Raw genomic sequence first — 16,513 nt, forward strand, 5'->3', positions numbered from 1 at the left:
GTTCTCAGGCTTTTTGCTCCATGGCCCAGGCCACGTGCTCGCGCACCATTTCGTCGGGGTGTTCGCGCCGCGCAGCCAGCGCGGCCAGCAAGGGGGCGCGGGCGGGGTCGTCTGCGGGCAGGCGGGCCAGGGCGTTGCCCAGGGCGACGGCCACATTGCGCAGCCAGCGGGCATGGCCGATGCGGCGGATGGGGCTGCCTTCGGTGCGGCGCAGAAATTCTTCTTCGCTCCAGGCCAGCAGGGCGGTCAAGGGCGCGCCCGTCAGGCCCTCGCGCTCGTCAAAGTCGGGCAAGGCGCTGACGTGCGCGTATTTGTTCCAGGGGCATACGCGCTGGCAGTCGTCACAGCCGTAGATGCGGTTGCCAATGAGCGGGCGCATGTCTTCGGGAATGGCGCCGTGCAGCTCGATGGTCAGGTAGGAGATGCAGCGCCGCGCGTCCAACCGGTGGGGCGCGACGATGGCGCCGGTGGGGCAGGCGTCCATGCAGGCGGTGCATGTGCCGCAGTGGTGGGTGACAGGCTCGCTGGGCGGCAGGGCGATGTCCACATAGATTTCGCCCAGAAAGAACATGGAGCCTGCATCGCGCGAGAGCACGAGGGTGTGCTTGCCGCGCCAGCCCTGGCCGCTGCGGGCGGCCAGCTCGGCCTCCAGCACGGGGGCCGAGTCGGTGAAGACGCGGTGGCCGAAGGGGCCGAGTTCGGCGGCCATGCGCGCTTGCAGCTTTTGCAGGCGCGCGCGCATCACCTTGTGGTAATCGCGCCCACGGGCATAGACGGACACCACGCCTTCTTGCGGGCGCTGAAGGCGCTCGAACTCCACGCGCTGCCAGCCTTGGGGCGTGCTGCGCGGCAGGTAGTCCATGCGGGCGGTGATGACGCTGACGGTGCCGGGCACCAGCTCGGCAGGGCGCGCGCGCTTCAAACCGTGCGCGGCCATGTAGTCCATGCTGCCGTGAAAGCCTTGCGCCAGCCACTGGCTCAGGCCCGCCTCGGCGCTGGACAGGTCCACGCCCGCCACGCCGATTTGGGAAAATCCCAGCTCCTTGGCCCAGGCGCGCACGCGCTCCAGCAGTGCAACAGGGTCGATCCGGGCCTGCGGGTCTTGATCGGTGGGCATGATTTGTATTTGTCGTTTCCGCAAAGGGGCCGGATTGTTGCCAAAACAGCCCGCCCGCCGCCGCCCCGTCCATATCCATGAACACGCCATGACCGCCCTGCAAGCAGCGCCTTCACCTTCCGCCTTGCAGAAAAACACCCCGGACAGCGCCGCAAACAGCGCCCCGGATACCCCCCCTGCCCTGCAACTGGCCTGCCGCAGCGAAGCCGGCACCGCCGCGCTGGCACAGCGCCTGGCGCGCGGGCTGCAAGAGGCCGCGCCGCAAGGCGCGTTCATCGCCCTGCGCGGCGGCCTGGGCGCGGGCAAAACCACTTTCACGCGCTACCTGCTGCGCGCCCTGGGCGTGGCCGGGCGCATCAAAAGCCCCACCTACGCCGTGATGGAGCCGCATGAAACGCCGTCAGGACTGGCCGTTTTTCACTTTGACTTCTACCGCTTCAGCGACCCCGCCGAGTGGGAAGACGCGGGCCTGCGCGACGCCTTTGCCGCGCCCGCGCTGAAGCTGGCCGAATGGCCGCAGCAAGCGGGCGGCCTGCTGCCCGTGCCCGATCTGGATGTGCTCATCGCCCCCGAAGAAGGCAGCGCCGTCGAAGACGGCGCCCTGCAAGCGCGCCGCATCACCCTCACCGCCGCCACCCCTTTGGGGCGGCGGCTTCTGAACACCCTTGATTCGCACACCCTGGAGAGCTTCTGATCCATGCAACGCCGCGAACTCCTCAAAAAAGGCAGCTCCCTGGCCCTGCTGCTGGGCGCGCCGCAACTGGCGCAAGGCGCGGGCATCATCGCCGTGCGCGTGTGGCCCGCGCAGGACTACACGCGCGTGACCATCGAGTCTGACGCGCCCCTGAAAGCCAGCCACCGCACCGTGGAAGACCCGCCGCGCCTGGCCGTGGACATTGACGGCCTCAAACTCGACGCCGCCTTGCAGCAGCTGGTGGGCAAAGTGCGCAGCGACGACCCCAACATCGCCGGCGTGCGCGTAGGCCAATACACGCCCGATGTGGTGCGGCTGGTGTTCGACCTCAAGCGCGCCACCGAACCGCAAGTGTTCACCCTCACCCCCGTGGCCGCCTACAAATACCGCCTGGTGTTCGACCTGTACCCGGCCAACCCGCCCGACCCCATGGAAATGCTGCTCGCCCAGCTGGGCCAGGGCGGCGCGCAGCCGCCCATTCCCGCCCCGCCGCCCGGCCAGCCCACGCCGCCGGCCACGGGCGTGCACGTGGCGCAGGCCGACGAGCACGACCCCCTGGCCGAACTCATCGCCCGCCAGACCAGCAAATACCGCGAACCCGGCGCTCCCTCCACCGCCGTGGCCTCGGCAGACGGCATCGGCATCAAACCGCCGCCCAGGCCCGAGCCTGACCGCACCGTCGCCAGCGCGGGCGCGCCCGGCATCCGCCCGCCCGCGCGCGGCAGCGCCCCGTCTTCGCGCGGCGGCCCGCGCCGCATGCTGCTCGTGGCCATCGACCCCGGCCACGGCGGCGAAGACCCCGGCGCCACCGGCCCGGCGGGCACGAACGAGAAAAACGTCGTCCTGCCCATCGCCCTGTATCTGCGCGACCGCCTCAACGCCAGCACCGCCGGCCGCTACCCCTTGCGGGCCTTTCTCACGCGCGAAGCCGACTACTTCGTGCCCCTGAACACCCGCGTGCACAAGGCCCGCAGCGTGGGCGCCGACCTGTTCATCAGCATCCACGCCGACGCCTTCACCAACCCCGGCGCGCGCGGCGGCAGCGTCTTTGCCCTCTCCGAGCGCGGCGCCAGCAGCAACGCCGCCCGCTGGCTTGCGCAAAAAGAAAACCAGGCCGACGCCGTGGGCGGCATCAACATTGCCGCCGCCAGCCGCGCCCCCCACCTGCAACGCGCCCTGCTGGACATGAGCACCGCCGCGCAAATCACCGACAGCCTCAAGCTCGGCCATGCCCTGCTGCGCGAAATGGACAAAGTCGGCCACCTGCACAAAAAACAAGTGGAGCGCGCCGGCTTTGCCGTGCTGCGCGCGCCCGACATCCCCAGCGTGCTGGTCGAAACCGCCTTCATCAGCAACCCCGAAGAAGAGCGCAAGCTGCGCACCGCCGCCTACCAAAGCCGCCTGGCCGACGCCCTGCTCGTGGGCGTGCGCAACTACTTCGCCGCCAACCCGCCGCTGGCTTGAACGCCTGTTCAAAGCGCCTGTCCATAAGCCAGGCCGCGAGGCGCACTTGCTCTTTTTTCAGGAGCGAATCAATACCCAAGAAAACGCTTCTGCCGCACGGTCTGACGGGCTTTACTGCTATCAAACACATAGCGAAAAGAAGGCTTCCGGGGGCGCGGGGCGCTTGCGCAAGCCCCTTGCATGCGGTTCACGCGCGGCTTCAATGAGCCAGGGGCCATTCGGGCTTTGTTTTCCGCAAAAACACTTTCCTTGCCGACGGCCGGAAAGCAAGGCTTTCTGGATTATTTTGCGCAAGCGGCAATTGGCTCACGCAGGCAGGCGGCAGATGCCGCATGTTTATCAATGTTCTATCTTCACGACAGTGATTTGTTCGCGTGAAAATCGACGGCGATAATCGCCGCAATTGGAGCCAGCAAATATCGGACGGGTGTCCAGCCACGCATATCGCTTGAACCACCCTCCGGCAATGGCGTCATATGTATGGTATCTTGCAAGCTCTTCTTTTGTTTTCGCATCCGTCAGAACAATATTGTATCTTTGAATTGGAATCGCTGTAAATGACACGACGCTGATATTCGAGCTATTCAAGCCGTGGTGCATGATGACTTCTTTTCCTTTCGCCCTTGACAAATCGGCGCTCTTGACGCCATGACTTCTGCACCAATACGCATGCTGCATGGCGCCAATGATCTCATCGGACAGCGCCAACGGGAAAAAGCCGAAAATGATGGCCAGGCGCGTGAAAAATATCACAGCAGGCGTCCCTGTCATCCCGCGAGTCAGCCATTTGCTCACGGCAATCAAGGTCCTGAAAAGGACGATGAGCGTGAACAAGGCGATCAGTCCAATCATTTTTTCCTGTCAATAAAACCGCTCTCAGGCGGCAAGCTTGTCAACGATGGCAACGGCTGCTCAAATAATCCTATTCATTGCAGCCTGCCCGCGAAAATATTTCTACGCTTCTCAATCTTCTTATATTCCGGTTTTCCGGAAAATGCGTGCCGGCCTGCTTGCAGGCGCAAAGGCGCAGCATGGCCGAGCCTGGCGCATTTTCCCTTATTTTGAGAGCAGATTCAGGCCCTCGAAACGCCTCCGCCGCACGCTTTTATTGACTTTGCCGCCCACAAACCAGTCGTGAAATGCCGATCGCTTTCGAAACCCGTTCAGAATCTGGCCGTGAGGGGCAAAAGCACAGATCGAGATGAGCTGCAAAGCAACAAACCGCAAACAGCGCTGACCTGCTGGGGATTTGCAATGCCGCAGAGCGCCTTAAGTCCACGCTTTTCGCACCACTGGCAGATTGTGAAAACTCTCAGGAACAGCTCAAGCCCGCTTGCGGCGCAGCAGGCCATCGAGCGAGGGCGCGCCGCCGCCTGCGGCGGCCAGGTACAGGAAGATGAAGCAAAACAGCGCCGCCGATTCGCCCTTGTTGAGCAGCGGCATCCACATGCTGGGCTGGCTGTGGGCCATGAAGTAGGCCACGGCCATCTGGCCGGAAAGCAAAAAGGCCACGGGCCGCGTGAACAGCCCCAGCATGAGCAGCAGGCCGCCGCCAATTTCCAGCACGCCCGCTGCGCCCATGAGCGAAAGCAGCTCCACATGCCCCATCGCCGTGGGGTAGCCGAAGAATTTGGCCGTGCCGTGCCAGAAGTACATGTAGGCGGCGGTGATGCGCAAAAGGGCCAGCAGCTGCGGCTGAAAACGGGAAAGCCAGGCCATCAAAAACTCCTTCAAAGAGTGAAAAAATGCACGGAAAAACGTGATGAAGCCGCGCTTTTACCACGGAGGAAAAGGGCTGTGCGCCCTTGGCGCCGCCAGCGGCGGCATTTCATTTGAGCCTAAGATAAATTGACATCCGTTCTAATCTGCACAAACAAAAGAAAGGCAAATGCATGTTCACTTCTTCCGCTTTCCTGCGCCGCTCGCGCCTTGGCCGCCGCGCCGCGCTGACTGCCGCTGGCGCAAGGGTTTTCGCGGCGGCTTTCGCGGCGGCTTTTGCGGCGGCCCTTGCTCTTGGGCTGCCGCCAGCGGCGGCGCAGCCAGCGCCCAAATTCAAGGTAGTGACCACGTTCACCGTGATTGCCGACATGGCCCGCAACGTGGCGGGCGATGCGGCGCAGGTGGAGTCCATCACCAAGCCCGGCGCGGAAATTCACGAATACCAGCCCACGCCGGGCGATTTGGCGCGCACGCAAGGCGCGCAGCTGGTGTTGTGGAACGGGCTGAATCTGGAGACGTGGTTTGAAAAGTTCTTCCGCCGCGTGAAAAACGTGCCGCAGGCGGTGGTGTCGCAAGGCGTGGAGCCGATCGGCATTGGCGCCGGCCCCTACGAGGGCAAGCCCAATCCGCATGCGTGGATGTCGCCCGCCGCCGCGCTGGTTTACGTGGACAACATCCGCGATGCGCTGGCCGCGCACGACCCCGCGCATGCCGATGCCTACCGCGCCAATGCCGAGCAATACAAGCAGCGCATTCAGGCGGCCATCGCCCCCATCCGCGCCGAGCTGGAGAAGCTGCCGCCCGGCGCGCGCTGGCTGGCCACGAGCGAGGGCGCTTTCAGCTATCTGGCGCGCGACTTTGGCCTTCGGGAGCTGTATCTGTGGCCCATCAATGCCGATCAGCAAGGCACGCCGCAGCAGGTGCGCCACATGATCGAGATGGTGCGCCAGCACAAGGCGCCCGCCATCTTCAGCGAGAGCACCATTTCGCCCAAGCCCGCGCAGCAGGTGGCGCGCGAGACGGGCATTCACTACGGCGGCGTGCTGTATGTCGATTCGCTCACCACGGCAGACGGCCCCGTGCCCACGTATCTGGATTTGCTGCGCGTGACCAGCAGCACGATCGCCCAGGGGCTGGCCGAGGGCCTCAAAAAGCAGCAGGGCGGCCAGCCATGACGCAAGCCGCCAGCGCCGCCGCCCCTGCCGCCAGCAGCGGCATTTGCGCCCGGGGCGTGACCGTGACTTATGCCAATGGCCACACGGCCTTGCGCGACGCCAGCTTTGAAACGCCTGCGGGCAGCATCACCGCGCTGGTGGGGGTCAATGGCAGCGGCAAGTCCACGCTGTTCAAGGCCGTCATGGGCTTTGTGCCGCTTTCGGCCGGGCAGGTGCAGGTGCTGGGGCTGCCCGTGGCGCAGGCCATGCGCCAGCGCCTGATGGCCTATGTGCCGCAAAGCGAGGAAGTGGACTGGAACTTTCCCGTGCTGGTGCAAGACGTGGTGATGATGGGCCGCTACGGCCACATGGGTTTCATGCGCCTGCCGCGCCAAGCCGACCGCGCCGCCGTGCGGCAGGCGCTGGAGCGGGTGGACATGTCTGCGCTGGCCGGGCGGCAGATTGGCGAGCTTTCGGGCGGGCAGAAAAAGCGCGTGTTTCTGGCGCGCGCGCTGGCGCAGCAGGCCCGCGTCATCTTGCTGGATGAGCCTTTCACCGGCGTGGATGTGAAGACCGAAAGCGCCATCATCGATTTGCTGCGCCAGCTGCGCGATGAAGGCTGCGTCATCCTCGTGTCCACGCACAACCTGGGCAGCGTGCCCGAGTTTTGCGACCGCACCGCCCTCATTCAGGGCACGGTGCTGGCCTGCGGCCCCACGGCAGAGGTGTTCACCCGCGCCAATCTGGAGCGCGCCTTCGGCGGCGTGTTGCGCCACTTCGAGCTGCCGCAGGCGCAAGGCGTGGGCATCGTCACCGACGACGAGCGCCCGCTGGTGCTGCTGCACGGGCGCTCATCCGTGCGCGGCCAGCCTGATGCGGGCGCGGGGGGCGCGCCATGAGCCTGGCTGCCGTCTGCGCCCTGCTGGCCGAGCCGCTGGGCTACGCCTACATGCGCCACGCCATGCTGGCCGCCGCGCTGGCGGGCGGCGTGTGCGCCTTTCTCTCGTGCTTTCTCATGCTGCGCGGCTGGTCGCTCATGGGCGACGCCATTTCGCACGCCATCGTGCCCGGCGTGGCGGGCGCGTATCTGCTGGGGCTGCCCTACTCGCTGGGGGCCTTTTTCTCCGGCGCGCTGGCGGCGGGCGTGATGCTGCTCATCAACAGCCGCACGCGGCTCAAGCAGGACGTGGTCATAGGCGTGACGTTTTCCACCTTCCTGGGGCTGGGCCTGTTCATCATTTCGCTGGCGCCGGCGGGCATCAGCATCCAGACCATCGCGCTGGGCAATGTGCTGGCCATCACGCCGGGCGATCTGGCGCAGCTGGTGGCCATCAGCCTGCTCACCTTTTTGGCGCTGCTGCTGAAGTGGCGCGACTGGCTGGCGGTGTTTTTCGACGAAGGCCACGCCCGCAGCGTGGGCCTGCACGTGACGGCGCTCAAGGCGGGCTTTTTCGCCATGCTGGCTGCTTGCACCATTGCCGCCATGCAGGCCGTGGGGGCCTTTCTCGTCATCGCCCTCATCATCACGCCGGGGGCCACGGCCTGGCTTTTGAGCGACCGCTTTGGCCGCGTGGCCGCCATTGCCACCGCCATTGGCGTTGCCAGCGGTTTGATCGGCGCCTGGGCCAGCTACTTTCTGGATGGGGCCACCGGCGCCGTCATCGTGCTGCTGCAAACCGCGCTTTTTGCCCTGGCTTTTGTTTTTGCCCCGCGCCACGGCCTGCTGGCTGCGCGCCGCCGCGCCCGCGCCAGTGCTTCAAAGGCGGATGCGCCGGCGGCAGCCCGCAGCTGCTCATGAAAACGCATCAAAGAAGGGAGCAAATTCGATGGGTCAAAAAAGCCTTTTAGCGCCCGTTTGGCGGGGAGGTCATGCTATGAATCAAGGAGTGGGGAAAGCCCCGCCGCCTGCCCCTTTTTCTGCCTCTTTTTCTGCCTCTTTCACTGGCTTTGCCCACGGCAAGGCCGCCAGCGGCCCGCGCGCGCAGCGCCTCCGGCATCCGTCATGACCGCCACTTTCTCTTTCCTGCTCGCTCCCCTGCAATACGACTTCATGCAGCACGCGCTGCTGCTGGCCGCGCTGGCCGCCGTGCCGGCGGCGCTGCTGTCGTGCCTGCTCGTCGTCAAGGGCTACGCGCTGCTGGGCGACGCCATTTCGCACGCCGTCTTTCCGGGCGTGGTCATCGCCTACATGCTCGGCCTGCCCGTGGCCGCTGGCGCTTTCGTGGCCGGGCTGCTGTGCGCCACGCTCACCGGCTACCTGCACACCCGCAGCCGCGTGCGGCAGGACACGCTCATGGGCGTGGTGTTTTCCGGCATGTTCGCCCTGGGCCTGCTGCTGCATGCGTGGATACGCAGCAGCGTGCACCTGGACCACATTCTTTTGGGCGACTTGCTTGGCGCGGCCGCGCCGGAGCTGCTGCAAAGCGCCGCCGTCGCCCTGCTCGTGGCCGCCGCCCTGGCGCTGAAGTGGCGCGATCTGCTGCTGCACGCCTTTGACCCCGTGCAGGCGCGCGTCAGCGGCCTGAACACCGCCGCGCTGCACTACGGCCTGCTGGCCGCCGTCTCGCTGACCGTTGTGGCCTCGCTGCAAGCCGTGGGGCTGATTCTTGCCATCGCCCTGCTCATCGTGCCGGGGGCCACCGCCTTGCTGCTGGCGCGCACCTTTGGCCGCATGCTGTGCCTCTCGTGCGCCGCCGCCGTGCTCTGCTCCGTGCTGGGCGTGTATCTCAGCTTCTTTCTCGACAGCGCCCCCGCGCCCACCATTGCCGTGCTGCTGGGCCTGGCCTTCACGGCCGCCTTTGCCCGCTCGCTCTGGCAGGCCCGCGCCGCCCGGCGCGGCAACGCCCCGGCCAGCGCGGCCCGCCAAGGCGTTTGAGAACCTGGCCGCGTTCTGGCCATGAGGGGCAGCCAGCCTGAAATGCGCGCCGGGTAGGCGGGCTGAATGGGCCGCGCTCATTTCTCTCCTGATTTCGCCTCTGGATTAGCTCCTCGATTCATAGCAAGAGGTCCTGGTGGAAGCTGCGGCAAATAGCATTTTCGGCCCCATGAATCCGCTCCTTTTTCTGATGCAATCCGCCATCCGAATTCGACCCTTGGCGCAAGCCGTGCTGGCGCGCTTCAGGAACGAGCCTGTACGCCGCTGACCGCACGGCAGCCCTGCTGGCCGCCAATCAGGCCATTCATCAAGCCATCAAGCATTAAGCGAGCCGCTGGCGCTGTCCGCGCCGCGCCAGCAACACAAAAAATAACCTTGCACGTCAGATTTACATCAAGAAAAAATATGATTCAAATTTTCAATCACTCTCATTCGCTCATGCATATGAACTCTTCGCTTCTTTTTTCCCGCCTTTCGGGCGTGACGCTGGCCGTGCTGGCGCTGATGGCCGCCTCTGCACAAGCGCAGCAGGCGCAGCGCGCAGAACCTGCCGGCAAGGCGCGCGCGGCAGCCCAGGCCGCTCTCGCTGAAAACGAACCGGCCGAAGACGAATACGAAGCCACCATGCCCACGGTGTATGTCACGGGCACATCGGAAAACAGCGTGACCAAGGGCTATATCGGCTATGACCAGGCCGAAGTCACGCGCAACCAGCTCACCATCAAGGAAACGCCGCAGGCCGTGGACGTGCTGGACATCCAGAAAAACAAGAACTACGGCACCAACGACCTCAGCTCCATTCTGGAAGGCAACGCGGGCATTGACGCCACGTATGACATGCGCGGCGAAAGCATCAAGATTCGCGGCTTCTCCGCCGACGCCAGCGACATCTACCGCGACGGCATCCGCGAAAGCGGCCAGGTGCGCCGCTCCACGGCCAACATCGAACGCGTGGAAATTCTCAAAGGCCCCTCTTCCGTGCTGTATGGCCGCAGCAGCGGCGGCGGCGTGATCAACATGGTCAGCAAGTTCGCCAACTTCACGCAGCGGCGCACCGTGGGCCTGGCCTACGGCTCCTGGGCCAACCGCAGCGCCACGGTCGATATCAACCAGGTCATCAACCCGAACGTGGCCGTGCGCCTGACGGGCGAAGCCAGCGAAGCCAACTCCTTCCGCTCCACCGTGAACACGCGCGGCCGCATGCTCTCGCCCAGCGTCACCGTGCGCGCGGGCAATCTTTCATGGACGGGCCAATACACCTGGGACAGCGCCCGCCGCGTGCCCGACCGTAACCCCGAGCGCCACGTGTATGAGCAAATGGGCCTGTCCTGGCGGCGGGGCTTTGCCCGCCCGGGCGACTTCGTCAAAGACGACTTGAGCGTGCTGCGCTCTGACCTGGCCTGGGCCATCAACGGCAGCTGGGACCTGCGCTGGCAGCTGGCGCACCGCAGCGCCTCGCAAGACTTCGACCACTACTTTGGCGGCACATACAACGCCGCCACGCGCCTGCTGGGCCAGAACTACGCCTGGCAGGAAACGGCCAACAAAACCCTCAGCAGCGCCCTCACGCTCAACGGCCGCTTTGCCACCGGCGCCATCGAGCACAAGCTCACGGCAGGGCTGGACTGGTCGCGCGAAAAACGCGACCCGCTCTTGAGCACCCGGCGCGACCAGCCCATCAACCCCTTCGCCGCGCCCGACACCTGGGGCCGCCTCAATCCGCGTCCGGCCGCCACGATCGACAACCATCACCGCGCCCACTCCTCCGGCCTGTTCGTGCAAGACCTCATCAGCCTGCGCCCCGACGTGAAAGTGCTCGTAGGCGGCCGCCACGACCGCTACAAATTCCGCTCCACCAACATCCGCAAGCAAAGCAGCGGATACGACGGCAGCACCTTCAGCCCCAACGTCGGCGTGGTGTGGGACATCAACGCCGACCACACCGTCTATGCCGCCTGGAACCGCAGCTTCGCCCCTTACGGCGGCAACGGCTATCTGACCGTGGACGCCACCGCCAACCCCGCCACCTTCAACACCGACCCCGAACAATCGCGCCAGATTGAAGTGGGCGTCAAAAGCGACTGGCTGGACCGCAAGCTCAGCACCACGCTGTCCGTCTACAACCTGGAGCACACCAACATCCGCTACCGCCCCGACCCCAACGACCTCACCCGCTGGGCCGTGCGCGGCAAAGAGCGCTCGCGCGGCGTCGAACTCAACGTCATGGGCCGCGTGCACCCGCAATGGTTCGTGCGCGGCTCGCTGGGCCTGATGTCCGCCAAGATCGTTGAAAACCGCCAAAACCGCGCCGAAGAAGGCCGCTACCTGACCAACACCGCCCGCATCAATGGCAACTTGTTCGTGCGCTACGCCCCGCGCCCCTGGTTCGCCGAAGCGGGCCTGACGCACATCGGCAAGCGCTACTACTACGATAAAAACGAAGAACACGGCCTGCCCGCCTTCACCCGGCTGGACGCGCTGGTCGGCTACAGCGCCGCGCCCTGGAACTTCACCCTGGCCCTGCAAAACGTGACCAACAAAAAATACTGGCGCTCCAACGCCATGCCCGGCTCGCCGCGCGCCGTCATGCTCAAGGCCAGCTACGAGTTCTGAAAGCCCGTTCAGCGCCTTCTGCTCATGAGTGCCTGGAAAGCCAAGGGGATGAACCGCAAGCTGGTGTCAAGAACCCGTTCATGATCTGGCCATGAAGGGTGAAAGAGCAAATCGGAATGGGCTGCAAGCAAGCCTTGCAGCTTGCTGAAGATCGGCAAGCTCCAAAAGCGCCCGAGGCCGCACTTTCCAATCCCACGGCCGGACTTTGAACAAGCTCTTGCTGGAACGGGGGCGAACGAAGTTTTTGTCTCATCACAGATTCGCTTCTGTTTTCAATACGCCCAAGCGACGCTGGGCCGCATGGCGCTCCGGCTGCGAGACATCCAATCCTCGTCTCATGACCTCGCATTTCGTTTCGCGCCGTATTTCGCTCCTTTATTCATAGCTGGATATCCTGGAGCAATCAGCGCAAGAAGGCATTTCTGCCCCCCAAATCCGCTCTCGTTCTGATACGAGAAAACGAAAGCAGAGACAGACGGCAAGCGTGGGCCGCCGCTTGAGTTCCGCATGTCTTTGCCTGCGAGAACTGGTGCCGCACTGCGGCGCGGGTGATGCCATTTGTTTCGTACGGAGAAATTTGCGCGGAGAAATTGTTTTCAAAATTTCTGACCGCGCGGCAATCCGCTTTTTTGATTCTGGGCGCAGATCATTCCCGTTTTTCCAAAACAAAAAGTGCGGCAATAAGCGCAGACGCTCGTGTCAATTGCGTTTTTTCGCGATTCATGGCTTTTTGACTGTGGTTTGCACGGCTTTGGCGCTTATCTTGATGCGGGTATGCTCGTTCGCGTCATTCAGCGCTCTTTTTGCGTCATGCCCATTTCTCTTCGCTCCCTATTGCTACTGGCTCCCCTGCTTTGCGCCGCCCAAGCCCAGGCGCAAGCGCCCGCGCAGGAGCTTGCACCCTGCGCGGCCGATGCCTACACGGGTAAGGAACTGCGCTCGCACAACGGCAGCGCTGCCGATCTGAGCTGGTACCGCCGCGTGCGGGCTGAACCAACGGCACAGGGCTGCCTGCGCTACGTGCTGCGCGCCGCGCCGCGCGCGGGGGTGTTTGACAGCATCGCGCCCGTGCCGCTGGGCGGCGCGGCAATGGGTTTTGAGGCCGTGCGGGACGGCCAGCGCCGCCTGTTCAGTCCGCATGGGCAGGATTTGCTGGGCGAGTCTTACAGCCAGCCGCTGCGCATTGCACTGCCGGCCTTGCCCGCCAGCGCCTGGCAAAACGGCCGCTATGCCGGGCAGGGGCAGCCGCCCGCCGCGCTCACGCTGGCGCTAGGCGATGCCCGGCGGGGCACGGTTTTCATGCGCGTGCAGCAAGGCCGCGTGGTGGCCCGCAGCGCCTGGCTGGCCGCACCGGCTGAAAGCGGCCTGGCTCGCAGCCACCCCGTGCCTGCGGCGTCTGGCCTGCAACCGGTGGCCAACATGCAAGGCGCAGTCGGCCTGTTGGCGCTGGCAACCCTGCGCGAGACCGTACCCATGCGCTACGCCGCCGTGGGAGCACTGCCTGAAAGCGGGCAGCCGCAAAAAATCTGGCTGCTGCTGGCCCAGCGCCCCGCCGGAAGCGGTGAGGAAGAAAGCGGCGAGAAAAGTAGCGAAGAAAGCGGCCTCATCGAATTTTTCCTGCCCGATGGCCGCCCCATCACCACCCTGCCCGCCGCGCAAGATGTACATGACGCTCGCACGCAAGACGGCCAGCGCCGCTACCTGGCCTTGCAAGACCGCACGGGCGGCACGTGCCACTACCTCTCGCCCACGCTGCAACCCCTGCTGGCGGGCGGCGTGCCCGCTGCGGCAGACAAGCCCTGCCCTGCCCTGCGCGAAGGCCAGCCCCTGCGCTTTACCGATGCCGCAGGCCGCACGCTGCGCTACAGCTACACGCCGCAAAATGGCCTCACGCCGCTGGGCGAGCCGCTGCCAGGCGCGCTCGTGGCGCAAAACGCCAACCACTTCATGCTGCGGCTGGACGCCAGCAGCAAAGACGAAGCGGCCAACAGCCCCCGCTACATGGCCTACGACGACAGCGGCACGCCCATGCCCGACGCCGTTGGCTTTGACGGCTTTGAAGACCAAGGCTGCGGCGCATGGCGCGTGCTGCGCGACGGCCAGTGGCGCTTCTTCACCGAAGGCGGCCTGTTGCCCGACCGCGAAGCCCCGGTGGCCGGGTGCAGCGCCGGGCGCTGAAAGCTCGCCCGCAATCTGGCGCCGCAAAGGCGAAACAAGCGCGGTGCAGGCTGCGCTTTTAGCTCCTTTATCAATAGCATCATGTCCTAGTGAAGCCAGCGCAAAGCGGCATTTAAGCCCCTTGAATTTGCTCCTGTTTTTGATGTATCTGGGCAGGAAGCAGCATTCCTGGCAGCGCGCATCGGATCCGCACTGTGAGCGCCTACCTGCCGCACCTTGGACGATCGTAGGCCGCCTGTGGAATAGATGCGGATGCGTCTGAAGTCAGTGTTTCATGGCCTGCATCGGCGTTTTGCTCTTGAGCACTGACCTTTGATGAGCCGATACGCCATGCCCAGCGCTTGGCACAGCCGGTCGGTGAACTGTTTGTCGTTGTCGCTCAGCAGCTTGTTGAGCTTGATCGGGCAGGCCTTGTGCAATGCCTAAATGAATCTCGCCCAGACAAATAGTGAACAAGACGCCCGCCGTCTGGATCCGCCTGTTGGCGGATGAAGCCGCAACGGCCTCTCTCAATGTTCTGAAACCTGTATCAGCGCCACCAATTGCGAATCCAGCTCCTGCACCTGGTTTTTGTAATGCTCGCGCGCGGCCTGGTTGCCCGCCGCGTTGTGCCAGGCGGCTATCAAGCGCTGGCGGGTGCGCTGGCAGCGGGACTCCACGTTTTCAATGGGTTTATATTGCTGGCGTGGCAATGCCCCAACGCTCTCCATCATGAGCTGGCAGTGGCGCTGGCTCCATTGCAAACGCCGTTGCGTGCCCTGCGCCGCCAGTTCAGAAGAAGCGCCTTCCTGCTGCATTTGCTGCAAGCGTTTCCATGCCGATTCCACAATACGCGGACGGTAATAGACTGCAGCATTGGCACGACCGCCTATCTGAATCCGGCCGCCGCGATATTCAGAAGGGAAATAAACTGTCAGCACTTCGCCGCCGAACAGAAAGCTGGCCATGCAGTTTAAATATGAGCGGTTTCTCATGGAATCCCTGCAATGGAATACCACGTCATGGTATTGCGTATGGTTCCGGTCGGAAAAAAGGTTTTGCCAAAAGCCTGGCGGCGACATGCAATGCGCATTGCCTGCATCCAAGATTGCCACGCCTTCTCCATCATCAGGGATGCCGTGTTCCCGGTTCAGTTTCTTCAGGATATTCGGATTGCAAATCCAGCCCAGCCACTGCCGCTGCCCCCTGATTTCAGCAGTAACGAAACGGCCCCATTGATAAAAATGACTGGCCACGCGGTAGGCTTCGCCTTGCTCGTCCCTGTCTTTGCGTATGCCTAGCGTCGTGCGGCCGCCCGTGTAGATGGCTTCCACGACTGCGTCATCGCTGTTGCCTTCGTAAACTGAGTAGTCCGCGTGCAAACAAACGGGTTGCAAAACCTCCACGAGGGAGCTGCCATGTTGCAAACCGCAGGTGTTTTCCACACGCTCGCCCGGAAAATCCTGCTCGGCTGGCCATGACAGCCTGAGGCCGGGAAAAGAACCTGTCCGTTTTTTCACGTCCACCGCCGGCATTCCGTAAAAACTGGCTTCATCCGCAAAGGCAAGCTCCACGCGGTCAATCGATATGCCTTCCGGAAAGCTGGGCGAAGTGAAAACGACACGCTCCCCAAGATCCTTGAATTCCAGTTTCTTGAAAAACTCATCGTCATGCGGCGTGCTCTGGAATATTTCCGGGCCTTTTGCCATCTCTGCCTTCTGTAGAATTATCTCTTTTTCTGATAGCCACTTTCAGTGATTATCGAACGGGGCATGCCTTGCCAAGCCATCCGGATTCGCTCTTTTCTCAGGGCGGCCGCAGCCTGCCTCACCGGCAGGCTGATGCATTGACGATGCTGCGCAGACCCGCCGTGTTGAGGATGCGCACGTGGCGCTGCTTGACTTGCACCAGCCCCTCTTCCACGAAGCGCGAGAAAGTGCGGCTGACGGTTTCCAGCTTCAGGCCCAGGTAGCTGCCGATTTCCTCACGCGTCATGCGCAGCACCAGCTCGCTTTGCGAAAAGCCCCGCGCGTGCAGGCGCTGCACCAGGTTGAGCAGGAAGGTGGCCAGGCGCTCTTCGGCGCGCATGCTGCCCAGCAGCAGCATCACGCCGTGTTCGCGCACGATTTCGCGGCTGAGGATTTTGTGCACGTGCGATTGCAAGGCTGGCACTTCGCGCGAGAGCACCTCAATACGGTCAAAGGGCATGACGCAGACCTCGGCGTCTTCCAGCGCAATGGCGTCGCAGGTGTGGCGGTCGCCCACGATACCGTCCAGCCCGATGATTTCGCCTGCCATCTGAAAGCCAGTGACCTGGTTGCGCCCGTCTTCAGTGAGGATGCAGGTTTTGAAGAAGCCGGTGCGTATGGCGTAGAGCGCCGTGAAGGGCGCGCCGTTGTTGAACAGCGCCGCGCCGCGCTTGACCTTGCGGCGCGTGGCCACCAGCTCGTCGAGCTTGCGCGCTTCAGCCTCTGACAAGCCGCTGGGCAAACACAGTTCGCGCAAATTGCAGTTGGAGCAGGCGACTTTGTAAGGGGGCGGCGGCATGTGGGACAACAGCAAACCGCCACGCGGCGGTCAAATCCTGAAAGCGCGCGATTTTATGGCGGGCTTTTTTCACTCTTTTCGCACCTTTTTTCACCCTTTTGCCAAAAGCGGTACGGCGCTGGAGCGGATTGACCGCAGTCAAGGCGCGGAAAACAGCATCAAGGCACAGTAGC

The 16,513-nt window shown here is 64.0% G+C and carries 14 protein-coding genes and 1 pseudogene; 9 read left to right on the forward strand and 6 right to left on the reverse strand.

Annotation, left to right across the window (positions count from 1 at the left end):
- Window positions 1-4 precede the first annotated feature (4 nt).
- Window positions 5-1,117 carry a tRNA epoxyqueuosine(34) reductase QueG gene (gene queG, locus C1720_RS00410; RefSeq protein WP_199170911.1) on the reverse strand — a complete coding sequence of 371 codons (1,113 nt, stop codon included), beginning with the start codon at window positions 1,115-1,117 and terminating at the stop codon, window positions 5-7.
- An 88-nt stretch (window positions 1,118-1,205) separates the two neighbouring features.
- Between queG and tsaE the strand changes: the two genes are divergently transcribed.
- Window positions 1,206-1,811 (forward strand): tRNA (adenosine(37)-N6)-threonylcarbamoyltransferase complex ATPase subunit type 1 TsaE, encoded by a 606-nt coding sequence (tsaE, locus tag C1720_RS00415; RefSeq protein ID WP_102284418.1) that lies wholly within the window; start codon window positions 1,206-1,208, stop codon window positions 1,809-1,811.
- A 3-nt stretch (window positions 1,812-1,814) separates the two neighbouring features.
- Window positions 1,815-3,275 (forward strand): N-acetylmuramoyl-L-alanine amidase, encoded by a 1,461-nt coding sequence (locus tag C1720_RS00420; RefSeq protein WP_102282844.1) that lies wholly within the window; start codon window positions 1,815-1,817, stop codon window positions 3,273-3,275.
- 339 nt (window positions 3,276-3,614) lie between these two features.
- Here the strand turns inward: C1720_RS00420 and C1720_RS00425 are convergent, their stop codons facing one another.
- Together C1720_RS00425 and C1720_RS00430 are read right to left on the reverse strand one after the other, a co-directional pair.
- Window positions 3,615-4,109 carry a hypothetical protein gene (locus C1720_RS00425; protein WP_199170912.1) on the reverse strand — a complete coding sequence of 165 codons (495 nt, stop codon included), beginning with the start codon at window positions 4,107-4,109 and terminating at the stop codon, window positions 3,615-3,617.
- A 489-nt stretch (window positions 4,110-4,598) separates the two neighbouring features.
- Window positions 4,599-4,994 (reverse strand): DoxX family protein, encoded by a 396-nt coding sequence (locus C1720_RS00430; RefSeq protein ID WP_102284419.1) that lies wholly within the window; start codon window positions 4,992-4,994, stop codon window positions 4,599-4,601.
- Between the two features lie 173 nt (window positions 4,995-5,167).
- Between C1720_RS00430 and C1720_RS00435 the strand changes: the two genes are divergently transcribed.
- The 6 genes from C1720_RS00435 (at window position 5,168) to C1720_RS00460 (ending at window position 13,814) form a co-directional block, all read left to right on the forward strand.
- Window positions 5,168-6,169: a metal ABC transporter substrate-binding protein gene (locus tag C1720_RS00435; RefSeq protein WP_102282846.1), complete on the forward strand. Its 1,002-nt coding sequence runs from the start codon at window positions 5,168-5,170 to the stop codon at window positions 6,167-6,169.
- Window positions 6,166-7,047: a manganese/iron ABC transporter ATP-binding protein gene (locus C1720_RS00440; protein ID WP_050716052.1), complete on the forward strand. Its 882-nt coding sequence runs from the start codon at window positions 6,166-6,168 to the stop codon at window positions 7,045-7,047. The genes C1720_RS00435 and C1720_RS00440 overlap by 4 nt, the downstream gene beginning before the upstream one ends.
- Window positions 7,044-7,946, forward strand: coding sequence for a metal ABC transporter permease (locus C1720_RS00445; RefSeq protein WP_102282847.1), 903 nt, complete (start codon window positions 7,044-7,046; stop codon window positions 7,944-7,946). Before C1720_RS00440 ends, C1720_RS00445 begins: the two co-directional genes overlap by 4 nt.
- 204 nt (window positions 7,947-8,150) lie before the next feature.
- Complete coding sequence (locus C1720_RS00450) at window positions 8,151-9,023, forward strand: metal ABC transporter permease (protein ID WP_050716050.1); 873 nt, start codon at window positions 8,151-8,153, stop codon at window positions 9,021-9,023.
- Window positions 9,024-9,467: 444 nt separating this feature from the next.
- Window positions 9,468-11,636 carry a TonB-dependent receptor gene (locus C1720_RS00455; RefSeq protein WP_102284420.1) on the forward strand — a complete coding sequence of 723 codons (2,169 nt, stop codon included), beginning with the start codon at window positions 9,468-9,470 and terminating at the stop codon, window positions 11,634-11,636.
- Between the two features lie 810 nt (window positions 11,637-12,446).
- A complete protein-coding gene (locus C1720_RS00460; protein WP_146006786.1) occupies window positions 12,447-13,814 on the forward strand; it encodes a hypothetical protein in 1,368 nt (455 codons plus the stop codon).
- 202 nt (window positions 13,815-14,016) lie between these two features.
- On the opposite strand, the pseudogene C1720_RS14680 reads toward C1720_RS00460, so the two are convergent.
- The 3 genes and pseudogenes from C1720_RS14680 to C1720_RS00470 all read right to left on the reverse strand — a co-directional run.
- Window positions 14,017-14,233, reverse strand: a pseudogene (locus C1720_RS14680) (hypothetical protein); the annotation flags it as partial.
- Window positions 14,234-14,323: 90 nt separating this feature from the next.
- Window positions 14,324-15,502, reverse strand: coding sequence for a hypothetical protein (locus C1720_RS00465; RefSeq protein WP_102282849.1), 1,179 nt, complete (start codon window positions 15,500-15,502; stop codon window positions 14,324-14,326).
- A gap of 118 nt (window positions 15,503-15,620) precedes the next feature.
- The gene (locus tag C1720_RS00470; protein WP_102282850.1) at window positions 15,621-16,340 is read right to left on the reverse strand and encodes a helix-turn-helix domain-containing protein; all 720 of its coding nucleotides are present in this window, start codon (window positions 16,338-16,340) and stop codon (window positions 15,621-15,623) included.
- Here C1720_RS00470 and C1720_RS13540 point away from each other — a divergent pair.
- A complete protein-coding gene (locus C1720_RS13540) occupies window positions 16,339-16,512 on the forward strand; it encodes a hypothetical protein (RefSeq protein ID WP_158241594.1) in 174 nt (57 codons plus the stop codon). The genes C1720_RS00470 and C1720_RS13540 overlap by 2 nt on opposite strands.
- Window position 16,513 lies beyond the last annotated feature (1 nt).

This window comes from Ottowia massiliensis, from assembly GCF_900240305.1.
GTDB classification, from domain to species: Bacteria; Pseudomonadota; Gammaproteobacteria; order Burkholderiales; family Burkholderiaceae_C; genus Ottowia; species Ottowia massiliensis.